The organism is Sphingobium sp. AS12 (assembly GCF_019097845.1).
GTDB lineage: Bacteria > Pseudomonadota > Alphaproteobacteria > Sphingomonadales > Sphingomonadaceae > Sphingobium.
Window position 1 is genome coordinate 156,381 of record NZ_JAHRGM010000046.1, and the last position, 22,023, is coordinate 178,403.

At 64.1% G+C, this 22,023-nt stretch carries 25 protein-coding genes; 6 read left to right on the forward strand and 19 right to left on the reverse strand.

Translation table 11 applies throughout. The annotated features are described in order from the left end of the window. Position 1: 1 nt before the first annotated feature. The 18 genes from KRZ98_RS17140 to KRZ98_RS17225 form a co-directional block, all read right to left on the reverse strand. Positions 2 to 1,381 (reverse strand): conjugal transfer protein TraH, encoded by a 1,380-nt coding sequence (locus KRZ98_RS17140; protein WP_254798641.1) that lies wholly within the window; start codon positions 1,379 to 1,381, stop codon positions 2 to 4. An 87-nt stretch (positions 1,382 to 1,468) separates the two neighbouring features. Then, complete coding sequence (locus KRZ98_RS17145; RefSeq protein ID WP_254798642.1) at positions 1,469 to 2,239, reverse strand: conjugal transfer protein TraF; 771 nt, start codon at positions 2,237 to 2,239, stop codon at positions 1,469 to 1,471. A gap of 135 nt (positions 2,240 to 2,374) precedes the next feature. After that, complete coding sequence (locus KRZ98_RS17150; protein ID WP_217674648.1) at positions 2,375 to 4,249, reverse strand: conjugal transfer protein TraN; 1,875 nt, start codon at positions 4,247 to 4,249, stop codon at positions 2,375 to 2,377. Next, a complete protein-coding gene (trbC, locus tag KRZ98_RS17155; protein ID WP_217674649.1) occupies positions 4,246 to 4,992 on the reverse strand; it encodes a type-F conjugative transfer system pilin assembly protein TrbC in 747 nt (248 codons plus the stop codon). The genes KRZ98_RS17150 and trbC overlap by 4 nt, the downstream gene beginning before the upstream one ends. Before the next feature lie 8 nt (positions 4,993 to 5,000). Continuing rightward, the gene (gene traU / locus KRZ98_RS17160) at positions 5,001 to 6,020 is read right to left on the reverse strand and encodes a conjugal transfer pilus assembly protein TraU (RefSeq protein ID WP_217674650.1); all 1,020 of its coding nucleotides are present in this window, start codon (positions 6,018 to 6,020) and stop codon (positions 5,001 to 5,003) included. Next, positions 6,017 to 6,292 (reverse strand): hypothetical protein, encoded by a 276-nt coding sequence (locus tag KRZ98_RS17165; protein WP_217674810.1) that lies wholly within the window; start codon positions 6,290 to 6,292, stop codon positions 6,017 to 6,019. Before KRZ98_RS17165 ends, traU begins: the two co-directional genes overlap by 4 nt. Further along, positions 6,292 to 6,909: a type-F conjugative transfer system protein TraW gene (traW, locus tag KRZ98_RS17170; RefSeq protein ID WP_302849129.1), complete on the reverse strand. Its 618-nt coding sequence runs from the start codon at positions 6,907 to 6,909 to the stop codon at positions 6,292 to 6,294. The genes KRZ98_RS17165 and traW overlap by 1 nt, the downstream gene beginning before the upstream one ends. A 23-nt stretch (positions 6,910 to 6,932) precedes the next feature. Next, positions 6,933 to 7,457, reverse strand: a complete 525-nt coding sequence (locus KRZ98_RS17175) for a S26 family signal peptidase (protein ID WP_217674652.1) — start codon at positions 7,455 to 7,457, stop codon at positions 6,933 to 6,935. Beyond that, a complete protein-coding gene (locus tag KRZ98_RS17180; protein WP_217674653.1) occupies positions 7,438 to 8,031 on the reverse strand; it encodes a type-F conjugative transfer system protein TrbI in 594 nt (197 codons plus the stop codon). Before KRZ98_RS17180 ends, KRZ98_RS17175 begins: the two co-directional genes overlap by 20 nt. Then, complete coding sequence (locus tag KRZ98_RS17185; protein ID WP_217674654.1) at positions 8,024 to 8,494, reverse strand: hypothetical protein; 471 nt, start codon at positions 8,492 to 8,494, stop codon at positions 8,024 to 8,026. Before KRZ98_RS17185 ends, KRZ98_RS17180 begins: the two co-directional genes overlap by 8 nt. Before the next feature lie 3 nt (positions 8,495 to 8,497). Beyond that, positions 8,498 to 11,080, reverse strand: a complete 2,583-nt coding sequence (traC, locus tag KRZ98_RS17190) for a type IV secretion system protein TraC (RefSeq protein WP_217674655.1) — start codon at positions 11,078 to 11,080, stop codon at positions 8,498 to 8,500. Beyond that, positions 11,077 to 11,823, reverse strand: coding sequence for a TraV family lipoprotein (locus KRZ98_RS24450; RefSeq protein WP_217674656.1), 747 nt, complete (start codon positions 11,821 to 11,823; stop codon positions 11,077 to 11,079). The genes traC and KRZ98_RS24450 overlap by 4 nt, the downstream gene beginning before the upstream one ends. Continuing rightward, positions 11,799 to 12,680 (reverse strand): DsbC family protein, encoded by an 882-nt coding sequence (locus tag KRZ98_RS17200; protein ID WP_217674657.1) that lies wholly within the window; start codon positions 12,678 to 12,680, stop codon positions 11,799 to 11,801. Before KRZ98_RS17200 ends, KRZ98_RS24450 begins: the two co-directional genes overlap by 25 nt. After that, positions 12,667 to 13,983, reverse strand: a complete 1,317-nt coding sequence (locus KRZ98_RS17205; protein WP_217674658.1) for a TraB/VirB10 family protein — start codon at positions 13,981 to 13,983, stop codon at positions 12,667 to 12,669. Before KRZ98_RS17205 ends, KRZ98_RS17200 begins: the two co-directional genes overlap by 14 nt. After that, positions 13,980 to 14,783 carry a type-F conjugative transfer system secretin TraK gene (locus KRZ98_RS17210; protein ID WP_217674659.1) on the reverse strand — a complete coding sequence of 268 codons (804 nt, stop codon included), beginning with the start codon at positions 14,781 to 14,783 and terminating at the stop codon, positions 13,980 to 13,982. Before KRZ98_RS17210 ends, KRZ98_RS17205 begins: the two co-directional genes overlap by 4 nt. Beyond that, positions 14,780 to 15,349 (reverse strand): type IV conjugative transfer system protein TraE, encoded by a 570-nt coding sequence (locus KRZ98_RS17215; RefSeq protein ID WP_217674660.1) that lies wholly within the window; start codon positions 15,347 to 15,349, stop codon positions 14,780 to 14,782. Before KRZ98_RS17215 ends, KRZ98_RS17210 begins: the two co-directional genes overlap by 4 nt. A 2-nt stretch (positions 15,350 to 15,351) precedes the next feature. Further along, the gene (gene traL, locus KRZ98_RS17220) at positions 15,352 to 15,642 is read right to left on the reverse strand and encodes a type IV conjugative transfer system protein TraL (protein WP_217674661.1); all 291 of its coding nucleotides are present in this window, start codon (positions 15,640 to 15,642) and stop codon (positions 15,352 to 15,354) included. Positions 15,643 to 15,694: 52 nt separating this feature from the next. Further along, entirely contained in the window at positions 15,695 to 16,015 is a 321-nt protein-coding gene (locus tag KRZ98_RS17225; RefSeq protein ID WP_217674662.1) for a TrbC/VirB2 family protein, read from the reverse strand. 323 nt (positions 16,016 to 16,338) lie between these two features. Here KRZ98_RS17225 and KRZ98_RS17230 point away from each other — a divergent pair, with 323 nt between their 5' ends. Then, positions 16,339 to 16,758, forward strand: a complete 420-nt coding sequence (locus KRZ98_RS17230) for a hypothetical protein (protein ID WP_217674663.1) — start codon at positions 16,339 to 16,341, stop codon at positions 16,756 to 16,758. Between the two features lie 273 nt (positions 16,759 to 17,031). Continuing rightward, positions 17,032 to 17,457, forward strand: a complete 426-nt coding sequence (locus tag KRZ98_RS17235; protein WP_368389851.1) for an XRE family transcriptional regulator — start codon at positions 17,032 to 17,034, stop codon at positions 17,455 to 17,457. A gap of 5 nt (positions 17,458 to 17,462) precedes the next feature. Here the strand turns inward: KRZ98_RS17235 and KRZ98_RS17240 are convergent, their stop codons facing one another. Then, entirely contained in the window at positions 17,463 to 18,293 is an 831-nt protein-coding gene (locus tag KRZ98_RS17240) for a lytic transglycosylase domain-containing protein (protein ID WP_254798596.1), read from the reverse strand. Positions 18,294 to 18,560: 267 nt separating this feature from the next. Here KRZ98_RS17240 and KRZ98_RS17245 point away from each other — a divergent pair, with 267 nt between their 5' ends. The 4 genes from KRZ98_RS17245 (at position 18,561) to KRZ98_RS17260 (ending at position 21,980) form a co-directional block, all read left to right on the forward strand. Then, positions 18,561 to 19,565, forward strand: coding sequence for an SIS domain-containing protein (locus KRZ98_RS17245; RefSeq protein ID WP_217674665.1), 1,005 nt, complete (start codon positions 18,561 to 18,563; stop codon positions 19,563 to 19,565). Position 19,566: 1 nt separating this feature from the next. Continuing rightward, positions 19,567 to 20,355, forward strand: coding sequence for a 3-deoxy-manno-octulosonate cytidylyltransferase (locus KRZ98_RS17250; RefSeq protein WP_217674666.1), 789 nt, complete (start codon positions 19,567 to 19,569; stop codon positions 20,353 to 20,355). A 22-nt stretch (positions 20,356 to 20,377) separates the two neighbouring features. Then, on the forward strand, positions 20,378 to 21,232 hold the full coding sequence (gene kdsA, locus KRZ98_RS17255; RefSeq protein WP_217674667.1) for a 3-deoxy-8-phosphooctulonate synthase: 855 nt from the start codon (positions 20,378 to 20,380) through the stop codon (positions 21,230 to 21,232). A gap of 166 nt (positions 21,233 to 21,398) precedes the next feature. After that, on the forward strand, positions 21,399 to 21,980 hold the full coding sequence (locus tag KRZ98_RS17260) for a DUF433 domain-containing protein (RefSeq protein ID WP_217674668.1): 582 nt from the start codon (positions 21,399 to 21,401) through the stop codon (positions 21,978 to 21,980). The last annotated feature ends 43 nt before the right edge of the window (positions 21,981 to 22,023 follow it).

A 22,023-nucleotide genomic window follows, 5' to 3' on the forward strand; every position in this document is an offset into this window, starting at 1 on the left:
GTCAGTTAAGACCCTGGGCGCTCAACCCTCGCGAGAAGTTGAGCGCGGCCCCCATCGCCGGTGTCATGCTGTTTTGAAGCGTCGATTCGAGCATGATGCTGCGGTCGATTATCTGCAGCGTGACAGCCAGCTTCTGGTCGAGCCGCACGCTGCGCTGCGCGAACCTCGCTCGCGTGGTTGCGATTTGCCGGCGCCACTGATCGGCGGTCGCCTGGTCGGCCGTCTGAAAGTGGATCTTCGCCTGTTCGACGCGGTCCAGCATATTGTCGAGCATGGCGTTCAGAATGTCGACCGAAACAATCTCGGCGAGGGTCTCGATCTCGCCATCGGTCAGCGCATATTTGGCGGCCGCCTGGACCGCGAGGATCTTGAACAAAGGGATTGTCGCCAGGTTGAGCAATTGCCGCTCGGCCGGGCTGATGGCCGTATCGGACCTGATTTTGAGGCTGATGTCGCGGATCATCGTCGCGATCCGCGGCCGCAGCGCGGAGGAGGCGGGAACGACAAGCGTCTGCTCGCCGATATCGAGACAAGGATCGTCATTGCAGCGCAGAATCCTCACCGGCGGGGCATCGGCCGTCCCGTCGAGCAGGGCCGTCACTACCGCATCCTCCGCGGGACCAAAGATCACGACATTGCCGCCGACCGAGGGATCACTTGATGGGCGCGTCACGATCGTGCCGACGAGCGACATGATATATTCGCTGAAATTCTGGTCAAACGCGCCGAACTTCTCGGACTTCTTCAACGCCTCCCATGTATAGTTGTGGGGCTCGCCGACAAGATGGTCCGCCATCGCGGCGTCGCTGTTGCCGGCGATCGTGCTGTCGCGCTGGTTGCCGTTATTGCAACCCTGCCGCGCTGCCGCCCAATCGCTGAATACGCCCTGGCTATTGCCAACCGCCTCGCAGATCGTCGCCCGGGTGGTGTCCATCTGCGGCCAGATCCCACCGACCAATGCCTGCGCCGTTTCGCAGGAATTGATGTTCATCTGATTGAGCAGCTGCGCCTTCTGACTGAATTCATCCATCACCTTGCCGATCTCGGGACTGACAGAATCGATGGCGAGCTTGAAGGCGAAGCCGAGCGCATTGTTCGCGGTCGCCTTGAGCATAGCGACGATTTCACTCGCGTTGATGAACGAGAAGCTGCCGGAGAACAGGTCGATCCCTCCGCAGCCGGCGCGCGCGCTCGGCAATTGGAGGTTGAACGGCGAGACGCTCTTCTGAGGAAACCGGGTCCACAGATTGCCCAGCGAATAATAGCCCGCCGATTGCCCCTGAAATGCCGTGGGTCCGGTCACATTGGCCGCACCACCAGCATCGTTGAAGAAGCTGTTCATCTGTCCGGCGACGTCGGCCCGTGCCGCCGTCGGCACCATGGCAAGATGAAGCGCCGCGGCGATGCCCGCAACATTGACGGATCCACGCAGAGGCGCGCGCAGGCGCGGAAAGGGCTTCCCTTTCATCTAGAAGTCACTCCCGACATTGGTATTGGTGAGGACGAAAATTCGGTCCATCAGCTCGTCGGCGCTCATGATGCCGAAGCCGATCGGCACGGTGCGGCGCGTCGCGGTATCGAACAAGACCAGTGCCGGCGTTTCGCTGCCGGGAACGCCCATGCGCGCGCGCTGTCCGCTGTCGACGACATAGTTGGGAAAATCGCGCGACGGTCCGCCATCCATCGACACGGCCATGACCGCCAGCCTGTGACTGTCCGCAACCGAGCGCAGAATCGGACCGAAGATGTCACAAGCCCCGCAGGACTGCGCGTAGAAATAGAAAATGCCGTAACGCTCGCCCAACCTGGTCAGCACCGCGGATCGGTCGGCCTGCCGATTGTCGAGCCAGGCGCGCTTGCCAAGCGTCGAGACCGGACGCTGCAATGTGTAGTCAAGGTCCGGATTCTGCCACAACGCACGCTGCCAGGTGTCGGAGAAGGTCGAAGCACGATCGAGCTGCTCCCGCTGGAAGCGGACATAGGCGATGACATTCTCCTCACTCGGCTCGAGGATCGCCTGCGCCTTCAATTCGTCGAGCTGGCGCGTGATAGCCGCCAGACGCTCGGCCGCCGCCATCTCAGGTGGCGGAGCGGACCGCTCGGTCTCCGCCGGTCGCGGCGTGCCGCAGTAGAACCAAGTGCCGAGGCGCCGTTCCCGACAGTAGAAGGCGTCGTCCGCCCGCTCCGTCTCGACGCCATCGCGCGAACTCGATCCCGACTGGCCAGAAGCGGGCGTCATGGCGAAGGCGGCCGCCCAGGCGGCGACTAGAGCGAAGATCATTCGCATCGCGGATTCTCCCTTCTGCGGGCCGCGCCGCTAGCCCGGACTGGCTCGCCGGCCCATCCGCCCGCGGGAGATCGCGTCAGCTCGAAGTCAGGAACCATCGGGCGCTCCATGCAGCTCATAGTAATCGCTGATCTTCTGCTGGATGTCGGCGATCGTTTCGACCTCATCCGGCAAGCGGGCAGCGTCGATGAACTCGGCATAGACCTCGGTGAAATCCATCCTCGACAGATCGAGCCTTGCGAATTCGTCGATTGAGAAACCGCGACATTGTTCGTTTTTGGGCGTGCCCCAGGGTCTCCCGAGCTGCGTCCGCCCCTGCTCTTGAAGAATCCGCGACAGCTTGCTTTCGAAGCAGCAATAGGTTGTGCGTCGGGTCTTGCAGATCCCCAGGAAGCTCGACGAACAATAGGATCCGACCTTGTGGCAGAACCCCATCCGATCCTTGATGTCGAGCATCTTCTCCTGCGTCGAACAGACGAACAGCGTGAGGAAAGGCGTTGCCAGCGCGGCGATCGCTGTCGGACCGCCGGCAAGCGCCCCAAGACCGGCCCCGACGGTGAGCAGCCCGCTGACCTTGCCCGCACAGCAGTTGATCAGTCCGAAAACCGGCTTGTGGCATGTGTCACGTTCGCCGGAGAATACGGTCAATGTATCGGGATTGAATTCCTCGCCTGCCTGTCCGAGCGCATGGAGCGCGACCAGGGCATCCTTGAATTCGGTCGAGGCTTCCCGAACGATCGGCTCGCAATCGCCATTGATGCAATAGACATCATCGCCGCAAATATATTGCTGGTCCGTCGAGGCATCGCCGCCGGGAACCGGGCAGCGATAAATCCTCTCCGTAACCTTGCACGGACCGCCATCAGATTCCTCGTCGAGACACTCATCACGAACATGAGAGCAGGACGCATTCCCCGCCAATTCCGAACAGTCATCGTCATGGCCGATGCTGTTACACATATAGGCGCGCGACCAGGCCCAGCAGCCCTGCGACACTGATACGCCGTCGATGTCGCGCGTGACCGGATCGTTCTCGAGGCAGATCTCCGTCTGCACCGTGCATTGGCTGTCCGCCGCCAGCGAGGCGCAGTCGGAATCGTTGCGCGTAAAGATCGGCGCTCCCGCTTCTTCTTCATGGGACAGCCAATATTCGCCGGTCGCTAGAACGATGCCCGAATGATAAATGCCATGGCTGATACCGGTCGCTGGCGCCGAACATTTGACCTCATAGGCGGTGTGGCCAAGGCTCCGGCAATCGGGCGAAGGCGTGTAGCCGAAAGGCCCGAAATTCCCGCAATAGTCTATCGAACCCGTCTCGCGGCAAATGCCTGCCGCGATCTCGTCATCGAAGGCGGCGCGCGCGGGATAGACCCCGCCATCGCCCGGCAAACCGTTCATTCGACCCGTATAATATGTGTATACGTCACTGCGCTCGATCCTGACATCGAGCGTAACGGTGCAGGTTCGACGTTCTTCCTCCACAGTCGCGCCGACGTTGCAGCTCGCTTCATAGTAGCCGGCCGTGGCGGTGCCTGGGGGCAGCGGCGTGCAGCTTCCCGCCGATCCGCCATAGGCCTCGCCCTCGAGATAGGTGGACGGATCGCCTTCGATCGCGGTCGCCCGCGCCGTTGTTGCAAGAATCTCGGAATTGCTGAAAGTCGGCCTGACCCCGTCGGGATCGGTGACCGTGCGATAGCTTTCGTTGGACCAAGCAGCCGCGCTGGCGTCGGACACCAGCCTGTCGGGATCGTCGAAATAGGATGATTGCGGGACCGTCGTGCCAGCATAGCCGGGCACGACTTCGGCCTGGCTCTCCTCGCTCGGCACCAGCGCGCTGTTCCGCCGCGCTTCCTCGGCCAGCGCCTTCCCTTCCTCGCGCGCCTCTTCGCGCGTCGTCTGACCTGCCGCCGGCATTGCGAGCATGATGGCGATCACAGCACCCAGGAAGGACGACCACCTCATGGCTCGTTCCGCCGCAGATTGGCGAGCGCCACGCCGGCGACGGCAGCACCGGGGCCCCTGCCCTCCGCGAATGCCGACAGCGCATAGTCGAGCGTCACATTGCCGACGAGCCGGTCGAAGGGCGGCACCTGCGTCTTGCAAGCGAAGCCGTCGCACAGATCGAAGTCGCTCGACACGGCGACATAGGTCGGCACCGCGCGCACGTCGAATGCCCGAAACAACCGCGGATCGATCCCCACCGAGGCGCCAGCGGTTTCATCCTCGACGACCTTGGCGATTGCCGCGGTAAACTTCCGCGCGGAATTGTCCGGAAAGCCGCGAAAGACGACGACACCCCGCGCGCGCGCCGTATCGGCGATCAGGCGCTTGAGCGATGCCTCGGGCATCGACAGGGATGCAAAGACGATGAGCTGGGGCGCTTGCCCGCGCGGCCCGGACGCATTGGCGCCGGCGCCGGAGACAAGCTCGTCGAAATCGATCGGACCGGACGCGCCCGCCGGCAGGTCGGTGCCCGCGAGTTCGCGGAGGGTTTCCATTCCCTCGACACGCAGCTCCTCGGCTTCGCCGCGATGAGCGTCACCGCGGTTGCGAACATGCTCGGCGAATGCCTCGGCATCGGCCTGCATTTCGGCCGCGCGGCGCTTCACCGCTTCAAGGTCGAGACCGTCCACGGTCTGCGCGAGCAACGCGGTCAGCCCCGCCAGGCCCGTCAGCGCGGCCAGGCCGGCGAAAAGGAACCGCACACGCCGCCTCACAGCACGCAACAGTTGCGCTTGCGCCAGATGAGGTAGCCCATATCCTCGCCGCCGGCGGGATAGGCGCGACCCGCATCGGGCGGCATGGTGGACGCCCCGATGCCGGAGCAGGCGAAACGCCCGCTCACGGTGGGGATCGGGTTGACCATCTGGATGCGATATTGCTGCTTGCGCATGATCGGCATCAGATATTTGTTGCACAGGCCGCGAGAGCCCATTGTTCCCCAGGCAAGACCCTGGCGGTGCATCTTGTAGGCGAAGCGCGACAGCGCGAGCCGCGAGGACTGGACGTGCCCGATGCTGGCCGGAATATTGCCGTTGAGCGGATACATCGTGCCTTGACAGCCGGCGCACCAAAACAGGCTGTCGAGCGGCAAATTGGCGGTCGCGGCCACGCAGTCGCCCGCGCAGGCAGCAACCGCGAGCGGGTTGGCGAAGATCACGGCCTCGGGATTGATGAGCGCGGTCAGGGTATCGTCCTGCCACAAGGGGTCGACCTCGGTCATATACGCGATGTCGAAGCTCGCCTGCTCGAAGCAGAGGAAATCAGTCAGGATCTCCATCCAGTAAAGCAGCGGATAGACATACCAGTGGACATGCCATTTCGCCGTCGACTGCGAGCGGCCGCCGACCATCGAGGGGCCCGCGAGATAGCCCTGGCCGATGTCGAAGCCGGGCGCGACACGCATGCCGCCGAGATTGACGAAGCACCACGGTTTCATGGTCACATCAGCCAGCCGCACCGGCTCCCAGAAACCAGCCGAGATTCCGATCCGGGGGATGGGATCGGCGCACGCGCAAATCGGCGAGGCGGGGTTGTTTGTGTCGGGGCGCCCGCTCGGCCAGATCTTCAACCCTCCGATCGACAGCGGGAACAGGCAGCTCCAGCAGACGTCGGTGATCGGGTTCACGAATTTGCCGTTGCAGGTCGGATCGGCCGCCTCGGCACGCGTCGACGCCAACGCGACGCCAAGTGCAAGAAGCAAGCCCATTGCGAGGATGCGCAGGCGGCTCATTCGTCTGGCTCCCGCACGTCGCCGTCGTTCCAGGCGCGATCCGCGGCATTCTTCCGACGGAAATAGACCAGACCGACTAGCAGCACCGCGACAAGCAGAACGCCCGCCGCCGCCGGGGCAACCCGCCCCGTCAGGCGGCGCAAAGGGCTCAGCGCCATGATGCAGGCCGCGAGCGCGAGGCACAGGACAAGCCACGCGAGACGCCAGCGACGAAGCGCCGCAGTTTCCGGCGCCGCCATTGGAGTTCGCAGCAGGTCGAGCCAGAGCGGCATCATCCCGCTCCCTTCGGCTTAATTGGAGTCTCGCTCACCCGCATCGCCTTGCCGTCCTGGGTGACGATGGCGGGCACATGACGGATACCGAACCGTTCGGTTAGACGGCCCTCCTGATCGAAATAGAAGCGCCGCTTGCGTGCCGTCATGGCGTCGATCGGCGAGCCCGACACCATGATGATCTTGGCCTTGCTGTCGTTGTAGGCGCCGGTGGCCCAGTCCATCTGTTCGCGATCGTCGCCATCGACGAAGACAAGATCCTGGCTGACAGTCACGAAATCGAGCGGATTGACCCTCGCGCCGCGCGCCGCGATCAGATTGCCTTTGTGATCGCGAACATCGTTCTCGACCGTGATGGTCGGATCGAACGACCAGCTGCGCGCCTGTGTCGCACGGGCGATACCGGCGACAGGCTTTGGGCGCCGAATGTTCTGTTCCGCCCTGCGCGCGAATTCGGCATTGGCGGCATCAATCCCGCCGCTCTTCTCGAGATGGCGCAGCCGCGCCTCGATCGTCGCCAGCAGGTCCGGCTCGACGATCGGAAAGGTCTGGCCCAAAACGCCGAAGTCCCGCGCGTCGCTCGACGACAAGCCGCATGTCGCCAGTACGACACCCAGGCAAAGGAGACGCCCGGCCCGGGTCACAGGATCGCGATCCCGGTGCCGATGATTCGGTCGCGACAGACGAAGCCGATCTCCGCGTAGCGTGAATCGAAACCGTCGGGATGCTCGGTACCCAGATAGTAGCAGCCTTCGGGAATGCGCCCCGTCGCGCCCGGCGTAAGTGGTTCGCCACCCTTTGTTCGAGGTTTCATGCGGGCGACCGCCCTGCCCTCGACCAGCACGAGCGCCCCCCGATGCGCGACCAGCTCACCGGGCATACCGATCACCAGCTTGCCGAACGGCACGGCGCGCTTCCCGAAATGCCGCGTCACGAGGTCCGAGTCCGGCGGATCGAAAAAGATATAGTCGCCGCGCGCCGGCGCCTTATTGCGATGGATGAAGAACGCCCAGTTCGGAAGGGAATCGCTGGCATTGATCAGGAGCGCATGATCGTCGCGCCATGCCGCCACCGCATCGAGGACAAGCAGGGCCGCGCAAAGGAGTCCTCCCATGCCCCACAGGCGCCACCGCGGTCGGAAGCGCTCAATTGGCCGGGCCGGCATCGCCCGCTCCTTCCGCTCCGCCGCCGACGAAGCCGTCGAATGGCGATGCGAGATTCGTTTCGGGTGCCTGCGACGGGACCACCGCCGCAGCGCCGGCCCGCGGCTCGACGGGCGTTGCCGGGGGCTCCGGGGCGCGATCCGGCAAGGCGATGCCCGACTGGTAAACCGACCGGCGCAGCTCTGCGGTGACGTCCGGCACGTTGCGGCTCAGCACCGCTTCGCCGACAAGGACGATCTGGCCTTTGGCGCTGCGGGCCTGCAACTGCGTGTCGAGGCTCTCCATGAAGCGCCGCATCTCGGCCTCCACCGAGGCGGGCGGCGACGCGCTGCGGGCCTGGGCCTGGACATATTCGCCGATGATCGACGACAAGCGGACCGACACGATGTCCTGCCGGTTACTGCGGTCCAGAATCGCATGGGTCGCCCAAATGGCCCAGATGAGCGCCGTCATGCCAAGAAGGCCCAATAGAAACTGCGCAAGAGTGAAGCCACCAATGCGGATGCTGTGCCGCGGGGGCGACGGTTGCGTGCCCGGCGGCCGCGGCAACGCAAGCTCGGGTTCGTACTCAGTCATTGGCGGAGACCCTGGTGCGCTTCGGCGGCAGCCGCCGCTCATGGCGAATGACAATGACGGCAAAGCACAGAAGCAGATCGGCGGCCGCGAACATCCATTTGAACTGCATCTGGCGTTCGAATCCTGCGGCGACATAGCGGGTCGAAAGATTGGCGAGCTGGCGCATCATGCCGTCGATCGAGGCGTCGCCGAGGAGCAGGAACAGCAGGAAGAAGAGGCCCCAGACGATCAGCTGGGTAGAAGCCACCACGCCCAAGAGATGCAGATAGAAATGAATGATGTCTCCAATCCGAAAACGGGGCGGTTCGGGCTGGGCGGGTCGCTTCGATGATGGGTCCTCCGGTTGCGCCGGCGCCGGGCTCGACGGCCGATCGGCCAGAAACAAGGCGATTCCGCGAAGCGGACGCTCTGACGACGCTTGGGCGGTCTGGCCTCGGGTCGTGGTCGCGTGCTGTGTCGCCATGACCTATTCCGTCGCCGCGCGGGCGGCGCTGTCGGCAGCCGCATCATCACGTTCTGGAAAGGCGACCCGGGCGATCGCCTCGTCGATGGGAAATCCGTCCGCGACCAGTGCATCGACGGCCGCGAAGGTGCGCGGACTCGATGAATAAAGAGTCGCCGAGAAGGGATCGAGAACCAACCGGCCGACCGCTAGCGTATCCGGCCCCTTGATCATGATGTCGGAATATTCGGTCCCGTGCCTCTTCAGCGAACGCAGCAACGCATCGGCATAGTCGTCAAGCTTGAGCCGATCATGCTTGCGCAGATCCGCGATGGTCTCTTCCTTCTGCTCGAGGATGACGAACCAGTCGCTATTCTCAAGCGCAGCCACCGAACCGGCGGATTTGTAGTAGTCGTTGAGCGATTGGGCCGCCGTCACGAGGCTCGCGCCATATTTGCGGCAGGTCCGAGCATAGACTTCCACGAAGTCGCCCATTGCCCCGCCCCGCAGCAGCTGCCAGGCCTCGTCGATGAGCAGCATCTTCGGGATGGCCCGGTCGATGCGGCGCATCACCTGACTCGACATGAACATGATCGCGGTGAGCACGACGCTGCGCAACTCTTCCCGTGCCGACAGGTCGGACAGTTCGAAGACCGTCAGCGCTGCCGACAGCTCAAACGACACCTCGCCAATGAAGAAGCTGCCGTAGGTGCCACCGCTGCCGAACGGGCGCATCGCAATGGCGAGGTCAGACCCGAGCAGATTGCCGCTGCCCTCGAGCGAGGCGATCACATCGTCGATCAGCCCGTCGCGGCCTTTCGCCTGCCAGACCTCGTTGACCGCGCCGTCGATCAGGCCGCGTTCGGTATCGTTCAGCCGGTCGATGTGGCGTGCCATCTGGCTCACGATCGCCTTCAGCATCGCCATGCAGTCGAGCAGATAGTCCGGATCGTCCTCCGCGCGACCGGTATCGATCATGCCGAACGGGTTGAGGCAAAAGCCCGAGCTCATCGTGAACTCGACAAAGGCCCCGCCCTGCAGCTTGGCGGAATGCTCGAAGGAGCGGCCGTCATCGATAACGACGACACGGGCGCCTGCACCGCACAGGGCCGCGCAAAGCTCCTGGAGCGACACCGATTTTCCCGAACCCGACTTGCCGAACACCGCGACATTGTGGTTGCCCGCCGCGTTCTGGAACGGACTCCAGAAAAAAGGCTGTCCACGCCGGCCCACCAGCAGGAGATGCGGAATCGGCCCACCAAGATACTCGCCTTGCAGCGGCGCGAGACTAGCGGCGGTCGTGGTGAGCATCGTGCGCAGCCGCTTCATGCGGTCGAGATCGCGGGCGAGGCCGTTGCCGAGCGTCATCGGCATCGCGCACAAGAGACCCATCATCTGCAAATAGCGATCGTCGTGAAGATCCCAGCCGGCCGCCCGGTAGACCGATTTGAGCACGCGCTCGTCGGAATCGCCCCTCCCCTCGGGGGAGACAGCGGTAACCCCATAGAAGACCCGGACTAGCTTGCGGCCTTGGCGGAGCTCCTCCTGGACATATTGCCATTCGCGCGACTGGTCGCGCAGCTGCGGCAGGAAGCGCGCTGATTGGGAATCTGCGAGGCTCGTGGTCCGCATGAACTTGTAGCTCGCCCGGCTCGATAGCGCCTCCGGATCGGGAAATTCCAGGCACAGGTTCGTCGCGACCGGACAGGGCATCCGCAGCTTGTCGGTGAACATGTCGCCGATCAGCCGGGCGACGTCCCAGGGCGCCCAGCGCGTCGGCAGGTTGCGGACGGAAAAGGACCGGATATCGAAGGTATCGGGATAGATCTCGCCGATCTCGGGCGCACCATCGACGTCCGCTCCGGTCGGCCGAAACCGCTCGGTGCGCAGCAGAAGCCGGTCCGGCTCTACGCGCAACTCGATGTCGCGCCGCACGGCCTGGTCGGCGATCGGATCGAGAGCATTGTAGCTCACCGCATCGTCGCCGGACGCGGTTGTGGGCGAGGTGATGTCATCGACCCAGGCGATCAGCGCCACCGGGTCGAGCGCGCGCGCGTCGACATTTACCGACTGGAGCGTCGATAGCAGGCTTTCGCGGACCGCGACGATCTCCTCCGTCGTGATCGCGGCGCTCTCGGGAAAGGAGAGAGAAATCAGAACGCGATGGTTGCGCAGGGAGAACGGCGCGTCAGCCGACAGTGATGACCAGACGCCACCCGTCAGGAACTCTGTCCGATGGCGCGCCATGCGTTCGTAGACGCCGCGCGCCGCATAGCGGGGCAGATACCATTGCGAGAGCCGCTCCCCGACCCGCGGACTCATCCAGTGGCAGAACTGGATACAACCAGGCGTCGGCACGCCCTCGGACAGAAACTGCGCGAGGATCTCGCCGGTCCTCTCGGTCGAGCCTACCAGCGGGGCCGCCTCGACCACAAAACCGCGCGACGCCGAATTGTAGAACAGCCCCGATTTCTGATCGTAGCTGCGATAGGGCAACCAATGCGCCAGCATCGGAACCGCGATCTCCGGGCGCGCCCGGTCGGGCGCACGCACCTCGCCGAACATGCGCGCAAGCAGTCCGTCGAACAGACCTTGGCGCCCGCTCATTGCGGATCTTCCACCTGCGCGGGAAACCCTCCGGCACGCACCACGGACGCCTCCCCCGTCGTCGACGGCGCGCTCTCGGGCTGTGGACCGGCGGGAGTGAGTGCCGCGCCGGAGCCCGGCGCGCGCGCTTCGATTCGTGCCTCGACCTCTTCGCGGATCGCCTCGACGCTGACGGGCATGCGCGCGCGCGCAGCGGCGACGGCCGCCTCCGAGGGGGGATCGGAAACAACCGCCGCCGGCGCTTCGGCGGCCGCTCGCCGGTCGACCGCCTCGACTAGCGTGTGGCCGGGGGCCGCCACAGCCACGTCAGCGTCGCCCGCGGCCACCGCAAGCTGCCAGTCGCTCCCCTCGACGACCGCGTGTATTGCGCTCGCCTCGTGAAGACGGCCCCGTTCATCGATAAATGGCGGAAACATGATGCGCAGAACCTTTTCATGCGTCCGCGCTGGCGCAGTGGCCGTAGCCACGACCCGCGCCGATCTTCGTTCGGGTGACAGAACAACGGGCGCTGGTCCGTCCGCCGACGGTGCGATGACCGCAATTGCCTGATCGTCGATCCTCGCGCTGGGGGCGCAGGTGCCGCCCGGCGCACGGCACTGAAAGTCCCCCCGGACATTGCTTCCGAAGAGGGCCGCGCAGCCGCCTAGGCCAGCAAGCGCGGCAAGTGGCAGCAGCACACGGCCGAAGTGCCGAAGCGCGGGCTGTGTCGGAGGGGCGGTCACGACCTGCCCTCGGCGAGCCATCTCACGAGAAGCTCCTTGGACCGGAACCCTTCGAGCATGGCGCCATCCGAGCGTACTATGACCGGCGTTCCCCCCAGCCCTTGCTTGCGCGCAAAGCTTTCATTGGCGTCGAGGCCCGACGTGTCGCAGGGACCGCTCTCGGGGATGTCGCGCCCGTTATAGACGGCATGGAGCGCGGCCACCCGGTCGCGGGCGCAAAAGACCCGGTCGGACAGATCACGGCTGCCGAGGATCGAGATCGGCCGCTCGACCACGCGGATGTCCATCGTCGAGAGCGCCGCATGCAACACGCGGCAATAGCTGCACCGAAAATCGGTGAAGATCGTCACCGTGTCGCGCGCGGAGGGATTGCCCCAGATGATGGCGCCAGCCTTGGGCAAGCCGGCGACCGAAAGATTACGCGGCGGCTCCTCGGCTGCCTCCGTTCGTCCGGGCGGCATCGCCCCGACATCGGCCTCGGCCGCCACCGCCGCGGAGGCCGACCCGCCCAAAAGCATGTCGGGATTGATCTCGAGGAGCCGAGCGGCCGTCAGATCCTGCCGCGTCTCCATATCGTAGACGCGGCCGATGACGAGGTAGCGGCCGCCACGATCGACATAGAAGAGGTTGCTGCCGGCCGTGACCTCGCAAATCCCTTCGATCCGTGAGCAGTCCACCCGGCTGATCTCGGTCTTGGGAAGGCGGTCGCGCAACCGCGCAGCGACCTCGGCATCGGTAGCGGCGAAGCCGCCAGCCATGGCGATCCCGGCGGCGCCCAGCGCAACCAGGCCGACGCCGGTGAACAACACGCGAAGAGGTAGACGATTGAGCGGCAGACGGGGCTTTCGCCACGCTGCCCAGCGGCTAGTTGCGGACATAAGCACCCTCCAGAAAGACGATCTCGACATCGACGCCGGTCGGCATCTCGATCACCGGCTGATATTGCTCGGCACGCTCGATCAGATATTTCGAGACCATGTCGCCGGTCTGCGACACGCCCTCGCCAAGCCCGCCCTGCAGGATGTCGGACGTCGAGAGTTGCTCGCGCCGGCCATTGGTGGTGATGTTGGTTCCCTGAAGGAAGCTGTTCGCATTTGCCGAGAAGCCGCGCCCGAAACCGCCTACCAGCCCCGCAAGAAAGGCTTGGGTTACAAGCGAGCCTTCCCGGCTGACCACCCGACCGCGCACGCCAGTCTTACCCGCAAAGGCGATGAAGCCCTTGACCTCGCTGACGGCATAGCGACCGCCCGGTTGCGGGCAGGTCATCCGCTGAAGCTTCACGTAGACCTTCTCGCTCGACAGATCGCCGCGTGCCGCGCCGTTGACGAGGCAGCCCTCGATGCTCGTCGTGAGCAGCCGGCCGCGATCGACGACCGAGCGCGCTGGGCCGGTCACGCGCAGCACCACCGGCAACGGATCGGTCTGGCTGTTGACTCCCGCACTCGCATCGACGCCGACGATCACGCGCGCGGTCGCGAAGCTGTTGGGCGGAAGATAGTCGACGCTGTCGGAATAGACCGTATTCCCCGCCGGCGCGCGCGTCGCCGGGCCGCTTTCGCCGGCCGTGAAGGAGACCAGCTTCACTTCACTGGCACGCAGGGCAGCCGGCGCAGGGCCGCCTGCCTCGGACGGGGCGTTGGGCGGACGGTCATAAAGCGGCGGTGCGCCTGGGCCGTAGAGCGCGCTTGGACCAGGCGGCGGCGCGGCGCGCGCGTCAGTGACCTGGCGCCGCAGCTGCTCATTCTCCGCTTCGTAGGCGGCCAGCACGCGCTGTCCGTCGGCCGCCATCGACTGGTTCGCGCCGCGCAGCTGCTCGACCTGCTGGGCTAGCTGATCGACGCGCTGCTGTTGCGCACTCACCGTGTGCAGTTGGTTCTCCGTCGACTGGAAGCGGTTTTCCGAAAGCGCCATCCATTCGCGATCCGAAAGATTGCGATTGACCATGTCGGCCGTCGACACCTTGACCTCGGCCACGCCCTCGGCACGTTCGGCGCTGTCATCGCCATCGCCGCCAAAGATCCACAGGCTCGATAATGCGATGCCGGCAGCGCCGACGCCGGCGAGCAGCAGGCGCTGCCGCTTGCGCACGGCGTCGTTCAGACCAAGCTCGGGCGCAACCGGGCTGATCTCTTCAGTCCCGGCCGGCGCTCGGCGACCGCGCAAGAGTGCCCTCCAATTCATTGCCCGCTCCCATTTTGCCAGACGAGATAGGCGGTGGTGACGCGGCCCGGCGGCAGCTCCGGTTCGGCCACCGCCACGGCGAGCGCGCTGGCGGGCGCGATCATCTTGTTGTCGAGCGTGACGGCCTCGCGGCCCCTATTCTCGATGCGCAGCACGCGGCCGCTCAGCGTCTCGCCGCTATACTCGGCGATCAGCTGAACCCTGAGCGGGCCGACGGTGGCGGGCGTAAGCGCACGCTGGCGCATCTCGTAACCATCGAGGATATTGCCGCCATACATCGCCTGGACCAGCTCGACCGCGGCCTCTCGCGGGGTCACGTCGGCGCGGGGAGCACCCTCCCTGTCCGCGCGCGCGATCGCTGGATTGCTGACGAACACCTGGCGCGCGTCGTCGCCATCGATCCGGCAGACGAATTTGTAGACATAGCCGCGGCGCGTCGTTCCGAAGAAAGACAAGGCGGGACGTGAATAGCCTTCGGGGACGCTGATATAGATGTCCCCGCGCACCGGCTCGTTGACGACCGTGAAGTCGTCCAATGGGGAGCCCGTTGACACCTTGGAGACCGAAGCGAACTGGTCTTCGACCAGACTGATGCGCGTGAGATCGCGCGCCGAAGCCGCGCAGTCGACCTGCGCGCTGTCGGCCGCCATGATCGTCTGGTCGGCCCAGGCCGGCGTAGCGAGCAGGAACATGCCGCCGGCGACCAGCGCCGCGCCAGCGATCCGGCTGACATGACATTGCTGGCGTGAGAGCAGCGCGGAGCCGCCCGCAAAGCACGCGATGAGATATGCCGACATCATGAATCCTTGTTCCTGGTGTCGGCGACGACCATGCCGAAGCCGATCAGCTTCAGGCTGAGGCCCGTGTATTCCCAGCTGTAGCGAAAGGTCCGAACCTCCCGCGAGACCACCTTGTTGCCGACGATGGTGATGAGTTCGCCCGTCACTTCCGAGATGAGCGCGGTCGTATCGACGCGCATCGAGCGCAGCGTGAAGACCTGGACGATGCTCGAGCCGCGCTGTTCGTCGACGATCTTCAGCAGCTCCGCCTTGAGCTCGCCCTGCGCGCGCGGATGGGTGATCGCCAGCACGGCGCTCATCCAGTAATCGAGATTCTGGGGGCTGCGGTTGAGCGTCAGCACGGCGACGTCGCGCGTGATCATCTCGAGATAGTCCTTGGAGACGCCCGAACTCGAAATCGTGACCGGCGAGGTGAGCAGCGGCTGGAGCACCACTTCGCGGTCGCGCGTTCCCGCCACCGTGAGGAGCAGGAGTGACAGCGCTCCAAAAACTGCCGCCAATACGGCCAGCAGGTTGCGCTGGCGAAGGACGCGCTGGCCAAGCGCATGGCTGTGGGCGAGATCCATGCTCAGCCCGCCATCAAGCGCAGATGGGATGGTGGCGTGGCCCGAAGACCCGTGAAACCTGCTGGCAAATGCCAATAGGCCAGATGGAACAGCCAGGAAGCTTTCCGCCCCGACTTCGCTTTCCTAAGACCCCACCAGCCGGCAAACGAGAAGATTGTGCCAATGAGGATATGCTGGGTCAGGATGCCCCACACGAATGGAATGATCATCGCGAGAGCTTCATCCAGCGTCCAGAGCCCGATCAGCTCGGGATCATCCAGATGCTGCGGAACGACATACCGGTCTGTAGCCATACGCCACCCCCTGCCCGGCGCCGCCGCAAGACGACGCCGGAAACCGTCAGTTTCAGATCGTGGCCGTCACCGTCGAAGTGACGATCGGGATGCCCGTGCCGGCGCCGACGCCCACGCCGACCGGAATGGCCACCTGGCTGAGCGAGAAGCGCCCCGATGCGAGCGCGACGATGCCGCCTGCAAGGCTCAGCACGGTGATGATCTTGCCGCCCGAGCCCTCCAGGAAATCGGAGAACTTGGTGAGCGCGGTGTCGAAGGTGGTGTCGGCGCCCGCATGGGCCACGCCGGCAAACATAAGCAGCATGAAGGCGAACATGAGACAGGCGAACAGAGCGAGCTCGAGCCGCTGCCGCCGTTGCTGGACGAGTTGCATGTGATCTTCCCTTTCGCAGGTCGGGTCGGTGCGGAATTGGCACCCGTAGCAACGGTGCGAATGGAAAGGTGAGACAACAACCCGGGAACGGTGATCGCGGGCTGCGCACAGAATTGAATTGAAAAATATTGTGGTGGAGACGCTCCGCTGTCCTTATTCTGGGGACAGGCCGTCCTGCTTTCCGGGCCACACTGTCCCGCAATCGAGGACGACCGCGCTCAATTCCGGGACAAGGTGTCCGGCATCGGGGACGCGGCGAATCGGGGTTATCCTCTCCTTTACCCGATTCGTGCTATAGTAAGTTCCGAGAGACGGTGGGATGATTGGCAGACTGGATCGAGACGATGACCGGACGATCACGCGGGTATGCGCTCTCCATATCGACGCCATTGTTCCAGCTCGCCACTGAAGCAATCCGGGTGCATTCGAACGCGACCGGGCGATTCCAGTCACTCGCCCAACTGGTCATTGAACGTGTCAGCTGCGCGCCAATCCTCGAAGATCATGATCCCGAGATCATGCGCGATCATCTGCGGCTGATACCCACGAAAGGCGACGTTCAAATCTATTTGAGTATCCCGCGAGAAGACGCGGACAAGCTCGTCGCGACCAAGAAAGAATTGTCCGCCCGAATAGGACAGAGATTGACGGTGCCTGACGCGGTGTCGCTTATTCTTCTCGATTCCATTGCCGACGATCGGACAACGGAAGTACTACGAAAGATGGCGATTCCAATGTCCTGATTACGTTCGCGTGGCCAGCGTGACCGGACGGGAGAGCTTGTTCGCGTGTGTCCCAAATCGCGGGATCGCCGATCAGAGATTCAGAAGGAATCGATTCCGTTCTCTTGCTTCGTCATTCAGCATGTGATTGACTGACATGTCCCAGGTTGATCCTCGGGGGCATAGGATATGGCTTGGCACGAAAATAGCGCCGAATGGGCAGAGCCAGCACATACGAGCGGGACTTCGCCTGACGAGCAAAAAAGGGACTATATCCCTTTCATCTTGCGCGCCATGCGCGCGGATACCGTAAGCATCCGCTGCCTCTCGACGCGTGCCGGGATCAACAAATCGCGGATCGGCAAGCTACTCCACCGCGATCCGAAGCGCCGCTCGTCCATCAGTTTCGACGAACTTCAGCGGATTCTCGCCGCGCTCGACATCGACCTGCTCGAGGCAATCATTTGCGTCGAAACCGTCCGGGATCTCGATCTGCTCTATTCGGCGCGCTACGCGACACTCATCCCGATGCTCTGTGCCATGTTCAGGGAACTGCCGATGCACCTCATTGCGGCGCTTGAGGAGGTCGATGGCGTCGACGGCACCGAGGTTCGGCCGGAATGGGCTGGCGTGCTCCAGAGATCCGTCATCCAGCGTATCATCAAAGGGATGAGCGACACGGCATTGCGCCGCGCTGCCCTAGCCGAATTGCAGGAATAGCGCGGTCAGAACGATAGCAGGACGGCGCTGCGTCCCCGCGGACCGGGATCGGTAGATGAGGAGACGTTCTCGAATCCGGGGGCGACCAGCGCTGCCGTTCGACCGCCGCCCAAGACCTGCAAGTTGCGCATCACCCGGCTGACATAGTCGCGGGTTTGCGCGATCGCCGGCACACGGTCCACGACCCGGCCAGGACCGGCATTGTAGGCCGAAAGCGCCAACTCAATTTTGCCGAACCGATCTAGCTGTGAGCGCAGATAGCGCGCACCACCGCGAAGATTGTCGAGCGGGTCGAAGCGATTGACGCCCAAGCCCTGGGCCGTACCGGGCATCAGCTGCGTATAGCCATAGGCCTGTTTCGGCGACACGGCGGAAGAGTCGTACTGACTCTCTTGAATGATCAGAGCATCGAACAGTTCGACCGGAATGCCTTGGCGGCAGGCCGTCGCGTGGACCTGATCGTAGATGGACCTGCGCCGAGCTTCGCCTTCGAAATCGAGCAAACCCGATGGTCTATACGCTGCAGCGTAACAGGTTGCGGGTGCGTTCCATGACGCAAGCTCCGGGGCTGGCCGCATCCATCCAGGAATGACAACCGCCGGGGGATCCACAGCCACGGAAGGCGCCGGCGCAAGCGGTTGAAGTGTGGGCTCCAGAAAGTCGCTCCGCATCCGATGCTCGATCCACCGCCGCGAAAGATCATGGACGCGGAATGTGTCCAGCGCGTCGTTTCCGGCGTCGTTCTCCACCTCCTGCGGCATGCTGACCGGCACCTGCCCTATCACGACTGCCGTGCGCGCTTCCGCTTTTCCTGCCGCTGCTGCTGCCAGCAGCATGACGATAATCCCGACCCGAACCATCGAAAGACCCCGCGTCCAACCTGACATGGGTTTTATGAGATTGCTGAATCTTGGCCATGTCAATCGTTCCGCCCAGCGCTCCTGGCCCATCAAGCGTGGAATGCCCGCGTGCCTGAGAGGACAGCAGAACCCATGCTGGAAGATGGTTCGAGCTATCTCACTGCGGAAAGCCACAGCTACAAGTCGGCCATCGACCGGATAGGCAAGGGAGACGATTCAGGCCTGCCCAAAGGACCAGCATAAATGTCCGACTCCACGACTTTTCCGAGCCTCGCCTATTCAGCGGGTCCCGACAGGGTTGTGGCGATGGGCCGGGCCGTCATTGCGGCCGAAGCGGAGGCGCTCTGGGCGCTGGGAAACGAACTCGGCCCTTCCTTCAGCCACGCGATCGCCACACTACAGCAGATCCGAGGCAGCGTTTGCGTGTGCGGTCTCGGCAAGTCCGGGCACATCGCGCGGAAAATCGCCTCAACCCTGGCCGCCACCGGCACGCCGTCCCTGTTCCTCCATGCCGGCGAGGCGGTCCATGGCGATCTCGGCATGCTGCGCGAAAATGACGCGCTCCTCATCCTGTCGAACTCGGGAAGCACGCTTGAGCTCGGCACGATCGTCCGGCATGCCGGATTGCTCGACATCCCGATCGTCGCGATCACGTCGTCACTAGCCTCGCGGCTGGCGGATGCCGCCGAAATCTGTCTTCTCCTGGCGGACCGGCCTGAAGCCTGTCCGCATGGCAGCGCGCCGACGACGTCCGCGTCGATGATGCTCGCGCTTGGAGACGCCCTCGCGATCACCCTTATGAAGCTCAAGGGAACAACGGCGGAAGATCTGCTGCGCCTGCATCCGGGCGGCCGCCTCGGTCTCGATCTAGTGACCGTCGAGAGTTTCATGCATCGCGGCGATGAACTGCCATTTGTCGGGCCGGGCGACCCCATGCGCTCAGTGATCGCCACGATCGGCGACAAAGGTTTCGGTGTCGCGGCCGTCGTCGATGAAGACGGGAAGCTCAAAGGCGTCATCACTGACGGCGACATTCGCCGCCATGTCGGCGCGCTTGGCGCCGCGATCGCCAGCGAAGTCATGACGCGCGATCCCCATGTGCTGCTCGAGGGCATGCTCGCGCGCGACGCGCTTGAAATTCTCTCCCGTTCCCGCATCACCTCGCTTCTCGTGATGGATGCCGAGACGGAGCGCCGCGTTGTAGGCCTCGTCCACATCCACGACTTGCTCCAGCTCGGCATCGGCTAGGATGCAAGCAGCCATCATCATACCGGCCAGGTTCGACTCTGCGCGTTTTCCGGGCAAGCCGCTTGCACGGATCAAAGGGGCCACGGGGATTGAACGGCCGTTGATCTCCCGAACCGTCGATGCGGCGCTGACGGTCGGAGACGGATGCGGGATTCTGGTAGCGACCGACGATCAGCGTATTGCCGAGGCCGCTCGCGCCGCCGGCGCGCTGGCAGCGATAACCTCGGATATCTGCCTCAATGGCACCGAGCGCTGCGCGGCCGCGGTCAGAGACGTCGCGCTCGATGCGGAGATCATCATCAACCTCCAGGGCGATGCCCCGCTCACGCCCCCCCACGCTGTCGCAAAGCTCATCGCCGAGATGGCGGCCGATCCGGCCGTGATGGTGGCAACGCCGATGGTGCGCTGCTCGCCGAAGACCATCGCGCGACTGCACGCCGACGAGGCGGCGGGGCATGTCGGCGGGACAACGGTTGTCACCGACGGAGCGGGCGACGCGCTTTACTTCTCGAAGCGAATCCTCCCCTATGGTGGAGGCAGCGCAGAATGCCCGATCTTTCTCCATCTCGGCCTCTATGCCTATCGGCGTCGCGCCTTGGAGCATTACGCCGCCGTCCCGCCAACCGCTCTCGAACAGGCCGAGGGCCTAGAACAGCTGCGCTTTCTCGACGAACGGATCCCCATAAGGATGGTCGAAATCGAAGAACCGGCGGGCGGTCTATGGGAGGTCAACAATCCTTGGGACGTCCCGTTCGTCGAGCATGCGCTCGCCTTGCGCGGCATCGCGTGATGGCAGCAAAAGGCATCCGCACATGATCTTGCGCGGTGCGCCGATCGGCCAGGACAAGCCCATGTTCCTGATTGCCGGTCCGTGCGTACTGGAGTCAGTGGAACTGGCGCTTCGCGTCGCGGACTGCCTCGCACACCTCGCCCGACGCCATAACATGCTGGTCATTTTCAAGGGATCCTTCGACAAGGCGAACCGGACTTCAGGCACGTCCGATCGTGGTCCGGGCATCGATGAAGGGTTGGAGATCCTCAGCCGCGTCAATCGTGAAACCGGCCTTCCGGTGCTGACCGACGTGCATGAGACAAGCCAAGTTCAGGCGGTTGCCGAAGTCGTTGACGTCCTTCAAACACCCGCGCTGCTTGCGCGCCAGAGCGATCTCATCATGGCTGCCGCTCGCTCCGGCCGCTTCGTCAATCTCAAGAAAGGGCAGTTCATGGCGCCCTGGGATATGGCGCATGTGCTTGAAAAGGCGCGCAGCGCCGCGGCGGAAGCCGGCCATGATCCGGATTGCTTCCTGCTGTGCGAGCGCGGCGTGAGCTTTGGCTACAACACCTTGGTCACCGACCTGCGCAGCCTCGCGGTCATGGCCGAAACCGGATCGCCCGTCGTGTTCGACGCGACCCATAGTGTGCAATCGCCCGGAGGCCTCGGTGCGCGGTCGGGCGGTGACCGCCATCACATTCCTTTGCTCTGCCGCGGAGCCGTCGCCGCCGGGATTGCAGGCCTTTTCTTGGAAACGCACCCGGACCCGGATCGGGCCCTGTCGGATGGCCCCAATTCCTGGCCGCTCGATTTGCTCGATGCACTTGTCGCGCAACTGGTCATGCTTGATCACTCGATCAAGGCCAACCTGTCCGCATATCCGTCAGCAAGCTGACCGGGGCGGACAATCCATGTCGCTTCGTTCGAAGATCCACGCGCGGATTCTCAACCCGCTCAACGACATTGCGAAGAACGCGTCCTCGAACTGAATATGAAGGCGTCCGTTGGGCTTGAACCTGGACCGCGTTGCATATATATTCCCTAGCAAGGGAGTAGTTATCATGCCGAATGAGTTTTCAGCACGGGAAGTGGCCGAACTGGCGAATGTGCCGGTGCGCGCCGTGGACAAGGCGATCGAGGAAAAGGTGCTTGCCGGTAGCAGGCTGGGCACGCGCGGCAGGCGCCGGATGCTGCCGCTCCACGCCGTGCCCTATGCCGCGATCGTGGCGAGGTTGCCTTTAACGCTCTCGCTTGCCGCCAAGCGCAACCTCGCGGGTGCGCTCAGCGCCCGTCAACCCGAACGCATGACCGCCGAACCGCTGGAGATCGCGCCCGCCGTCACAGTCGATCTGTCCGCGCTCGTCGGGTCCGATCTTGCGACACGCGCCGCGCGCTACGGCCGCGCGCGGGAGGATCATATCGTGATCAATCCCGACATCATGGGTGGAACGCCGGTTCTGCGCGGCACGCGGATCACTGTCTATTCGGTGCTGGGCCGCCTCGATGGCGGTGACAGTATCGACGACATCGTGGAGGATTATCCGAACCTGACGCGGGAGGCGATCGAGACGGCCGCGCTCTATGCGCGCACCCATCCACTTGTCGGTAGGCCCGGCGGGCGTCCGTGGGCGAAAGCCGCTTGAGACTGTTCATCGACGAATGCCTGTCGCCGCAACTCGCCCGTCA

Bases quoted from the DNA above. Each gene is read 5' to 3' on its own strand.
- KRZ98_RS17200 (WP_217674657.1), bottom strand. From the start codon at position 12,680: ATGTCCGCAACTAGCCGCTGGGCAGCGTGGCGAAAGCCCCGTCTGCCG.
- KRZ98_RS17205 (WP_217674658.1), bottom strand. From the start codon at position 13,983: ATGAATTGGAGGGCACTCTTGCGCGGTCGCCGAGCGCCGGCCGGGACT.
- KRZ98_RS17140 (WP_254798641.1), bottom strand. From the start codon at position 1,381: ATGGTGCCGACGGCGGCACGGGCCGACGTCGCCGGACAGATGAACAGC.
- KRZ98_RS17150 (WP_217674648.1), bottom strand. From the start codon at position 4,249: ATGAGGTGGTCGTCCTTCCTGGGTGCTGTGATCGCCATCATGCTCGCA.
- KRZ98_RS17215 (WP_217674660.1), bottom strand. From the start codon at position 15,349: ATGGATCTCGCCCACAGCCATGCGCTTGGCCAGCGCGTCCTTCGCCAG.
- KRZ98_RS17260 (WP_217674668.1), top strand. From the start codon at position 21,399: ATGCCGAATGAGTTTTCAGCACGGGAAGTGGCCGAACTGGCGAATGTG.
- KRZ98_RS17210 (WP_217674659.1), bottom strand. From the start codon at position 14,783: ATGATGTCGGCATATCTCATCGCGTGCTTTGCGGGCGGCTCCGCGCTG.
- KRZ98_RS17175 (WP_217674652.1), bottom strand. From the start codon at position 7,457: ATGCCGGCCCGGCCAATTGAGCGCTTCCGACCGCGGTGGCGCCTGTGG.
- kdsA (WP_217674667.1), top strand. From the start codon at position 20,378: ATGATCTTGCGCGGTGCGCCGATCGGCCAGGACAAGCCCATGTTCCTG.
- KRZ98_RS17225 (WP_217674662.1), bottom strand. From the start codon at position 16,015: ATGCAACTCGTCCAGCAACGGCGGCAGCGGCTCGAGCTCGCTCTGTTC.
- KRZ98_RS17180 (WP_217674653.1), bottom strand. From the start codon at position 8,031: ATGACTGAGTACGAACCCGAGCTTGCGTTGCCGCGGCCGCCGGGCACG.
- KRZ98_RS24450 (WP_217674656.1), bottom strand. From the start codon at position 11,823: ATGGCTCGCCGAGGGCAGGTCGTGACCGCCCCTCCGACACAGCCCGCG.
- traU (WP_217674650.1), bottom strand. From the start codon at position 6,020: ATGAGCCGCCTGCGCATCCTCGCAATGGGCTTGCTTCTTGCACTTGGC.
- KRZ98_RS17245 (WP_217674665.1), top strand. From the start codon at position 18,561: ATGTCCGACTCCACGACTTTTCCGAGCCTCGCCTATTCAGCGGGTCCC.
- traC (WP_217674655.1), bottom strand. From the start codon at position 11,080: ATGAGCGGGCGCCAAGGTCTGTTCGACGGACTGCTTGCGCGCATGTTC.
- KRZ98_RS17240 (WP_254798596.1), bottom strand. From the start codon at position 18,293: ATGCTGCTGGCAGCAGCAGCGGCAGGAAAAGCGGAAGCGCGCACGGCA.
- KRZ98_RS17165 (WP_217674810.1), bottom strand. From the start codon at position 6,292: ATGCCGCTCTGGCTCGACCTGCTGCGAACTCCAATGGCGGCGCCGGAA.
- KRZ98_RS17185 (WP_217674654.1), bottom strand. From the start codon at position 8,494: ATGGCGACACAGCACGCGACCACGACCCGAGGCCAGACCGCCCAAGCG.
- KRZ98_RS17250 (WP_217674666.1), top strand. From the start codon at position 19,567: ATGCAAGCAGCCATCATCATACCGGCCAGGTTCGACTCTGCGCGTTTT.
- KRZ98_RS17145 (WP_254798642.1), bottom strand. From the start codon at position 2,239: ATGACGCCCGCTTCTGGCCAGTCGGGATCGAGTTCGCGCGATGGCGTC.
- KRZ98_RS17235 (WP_368389851.1), top strand. From the start codon at position 17,032: ATGCGCGCGGATACCGTAAGCATCCGCTGCCTCTCGACGCGTGCCGGG.
- traL (WP_217674661.1), bottom strand. From the start codon at position 15,642: ATGGCTACAGACCGGTATGTCGTTCCGCAGCATCTGGATGATCCCGAG.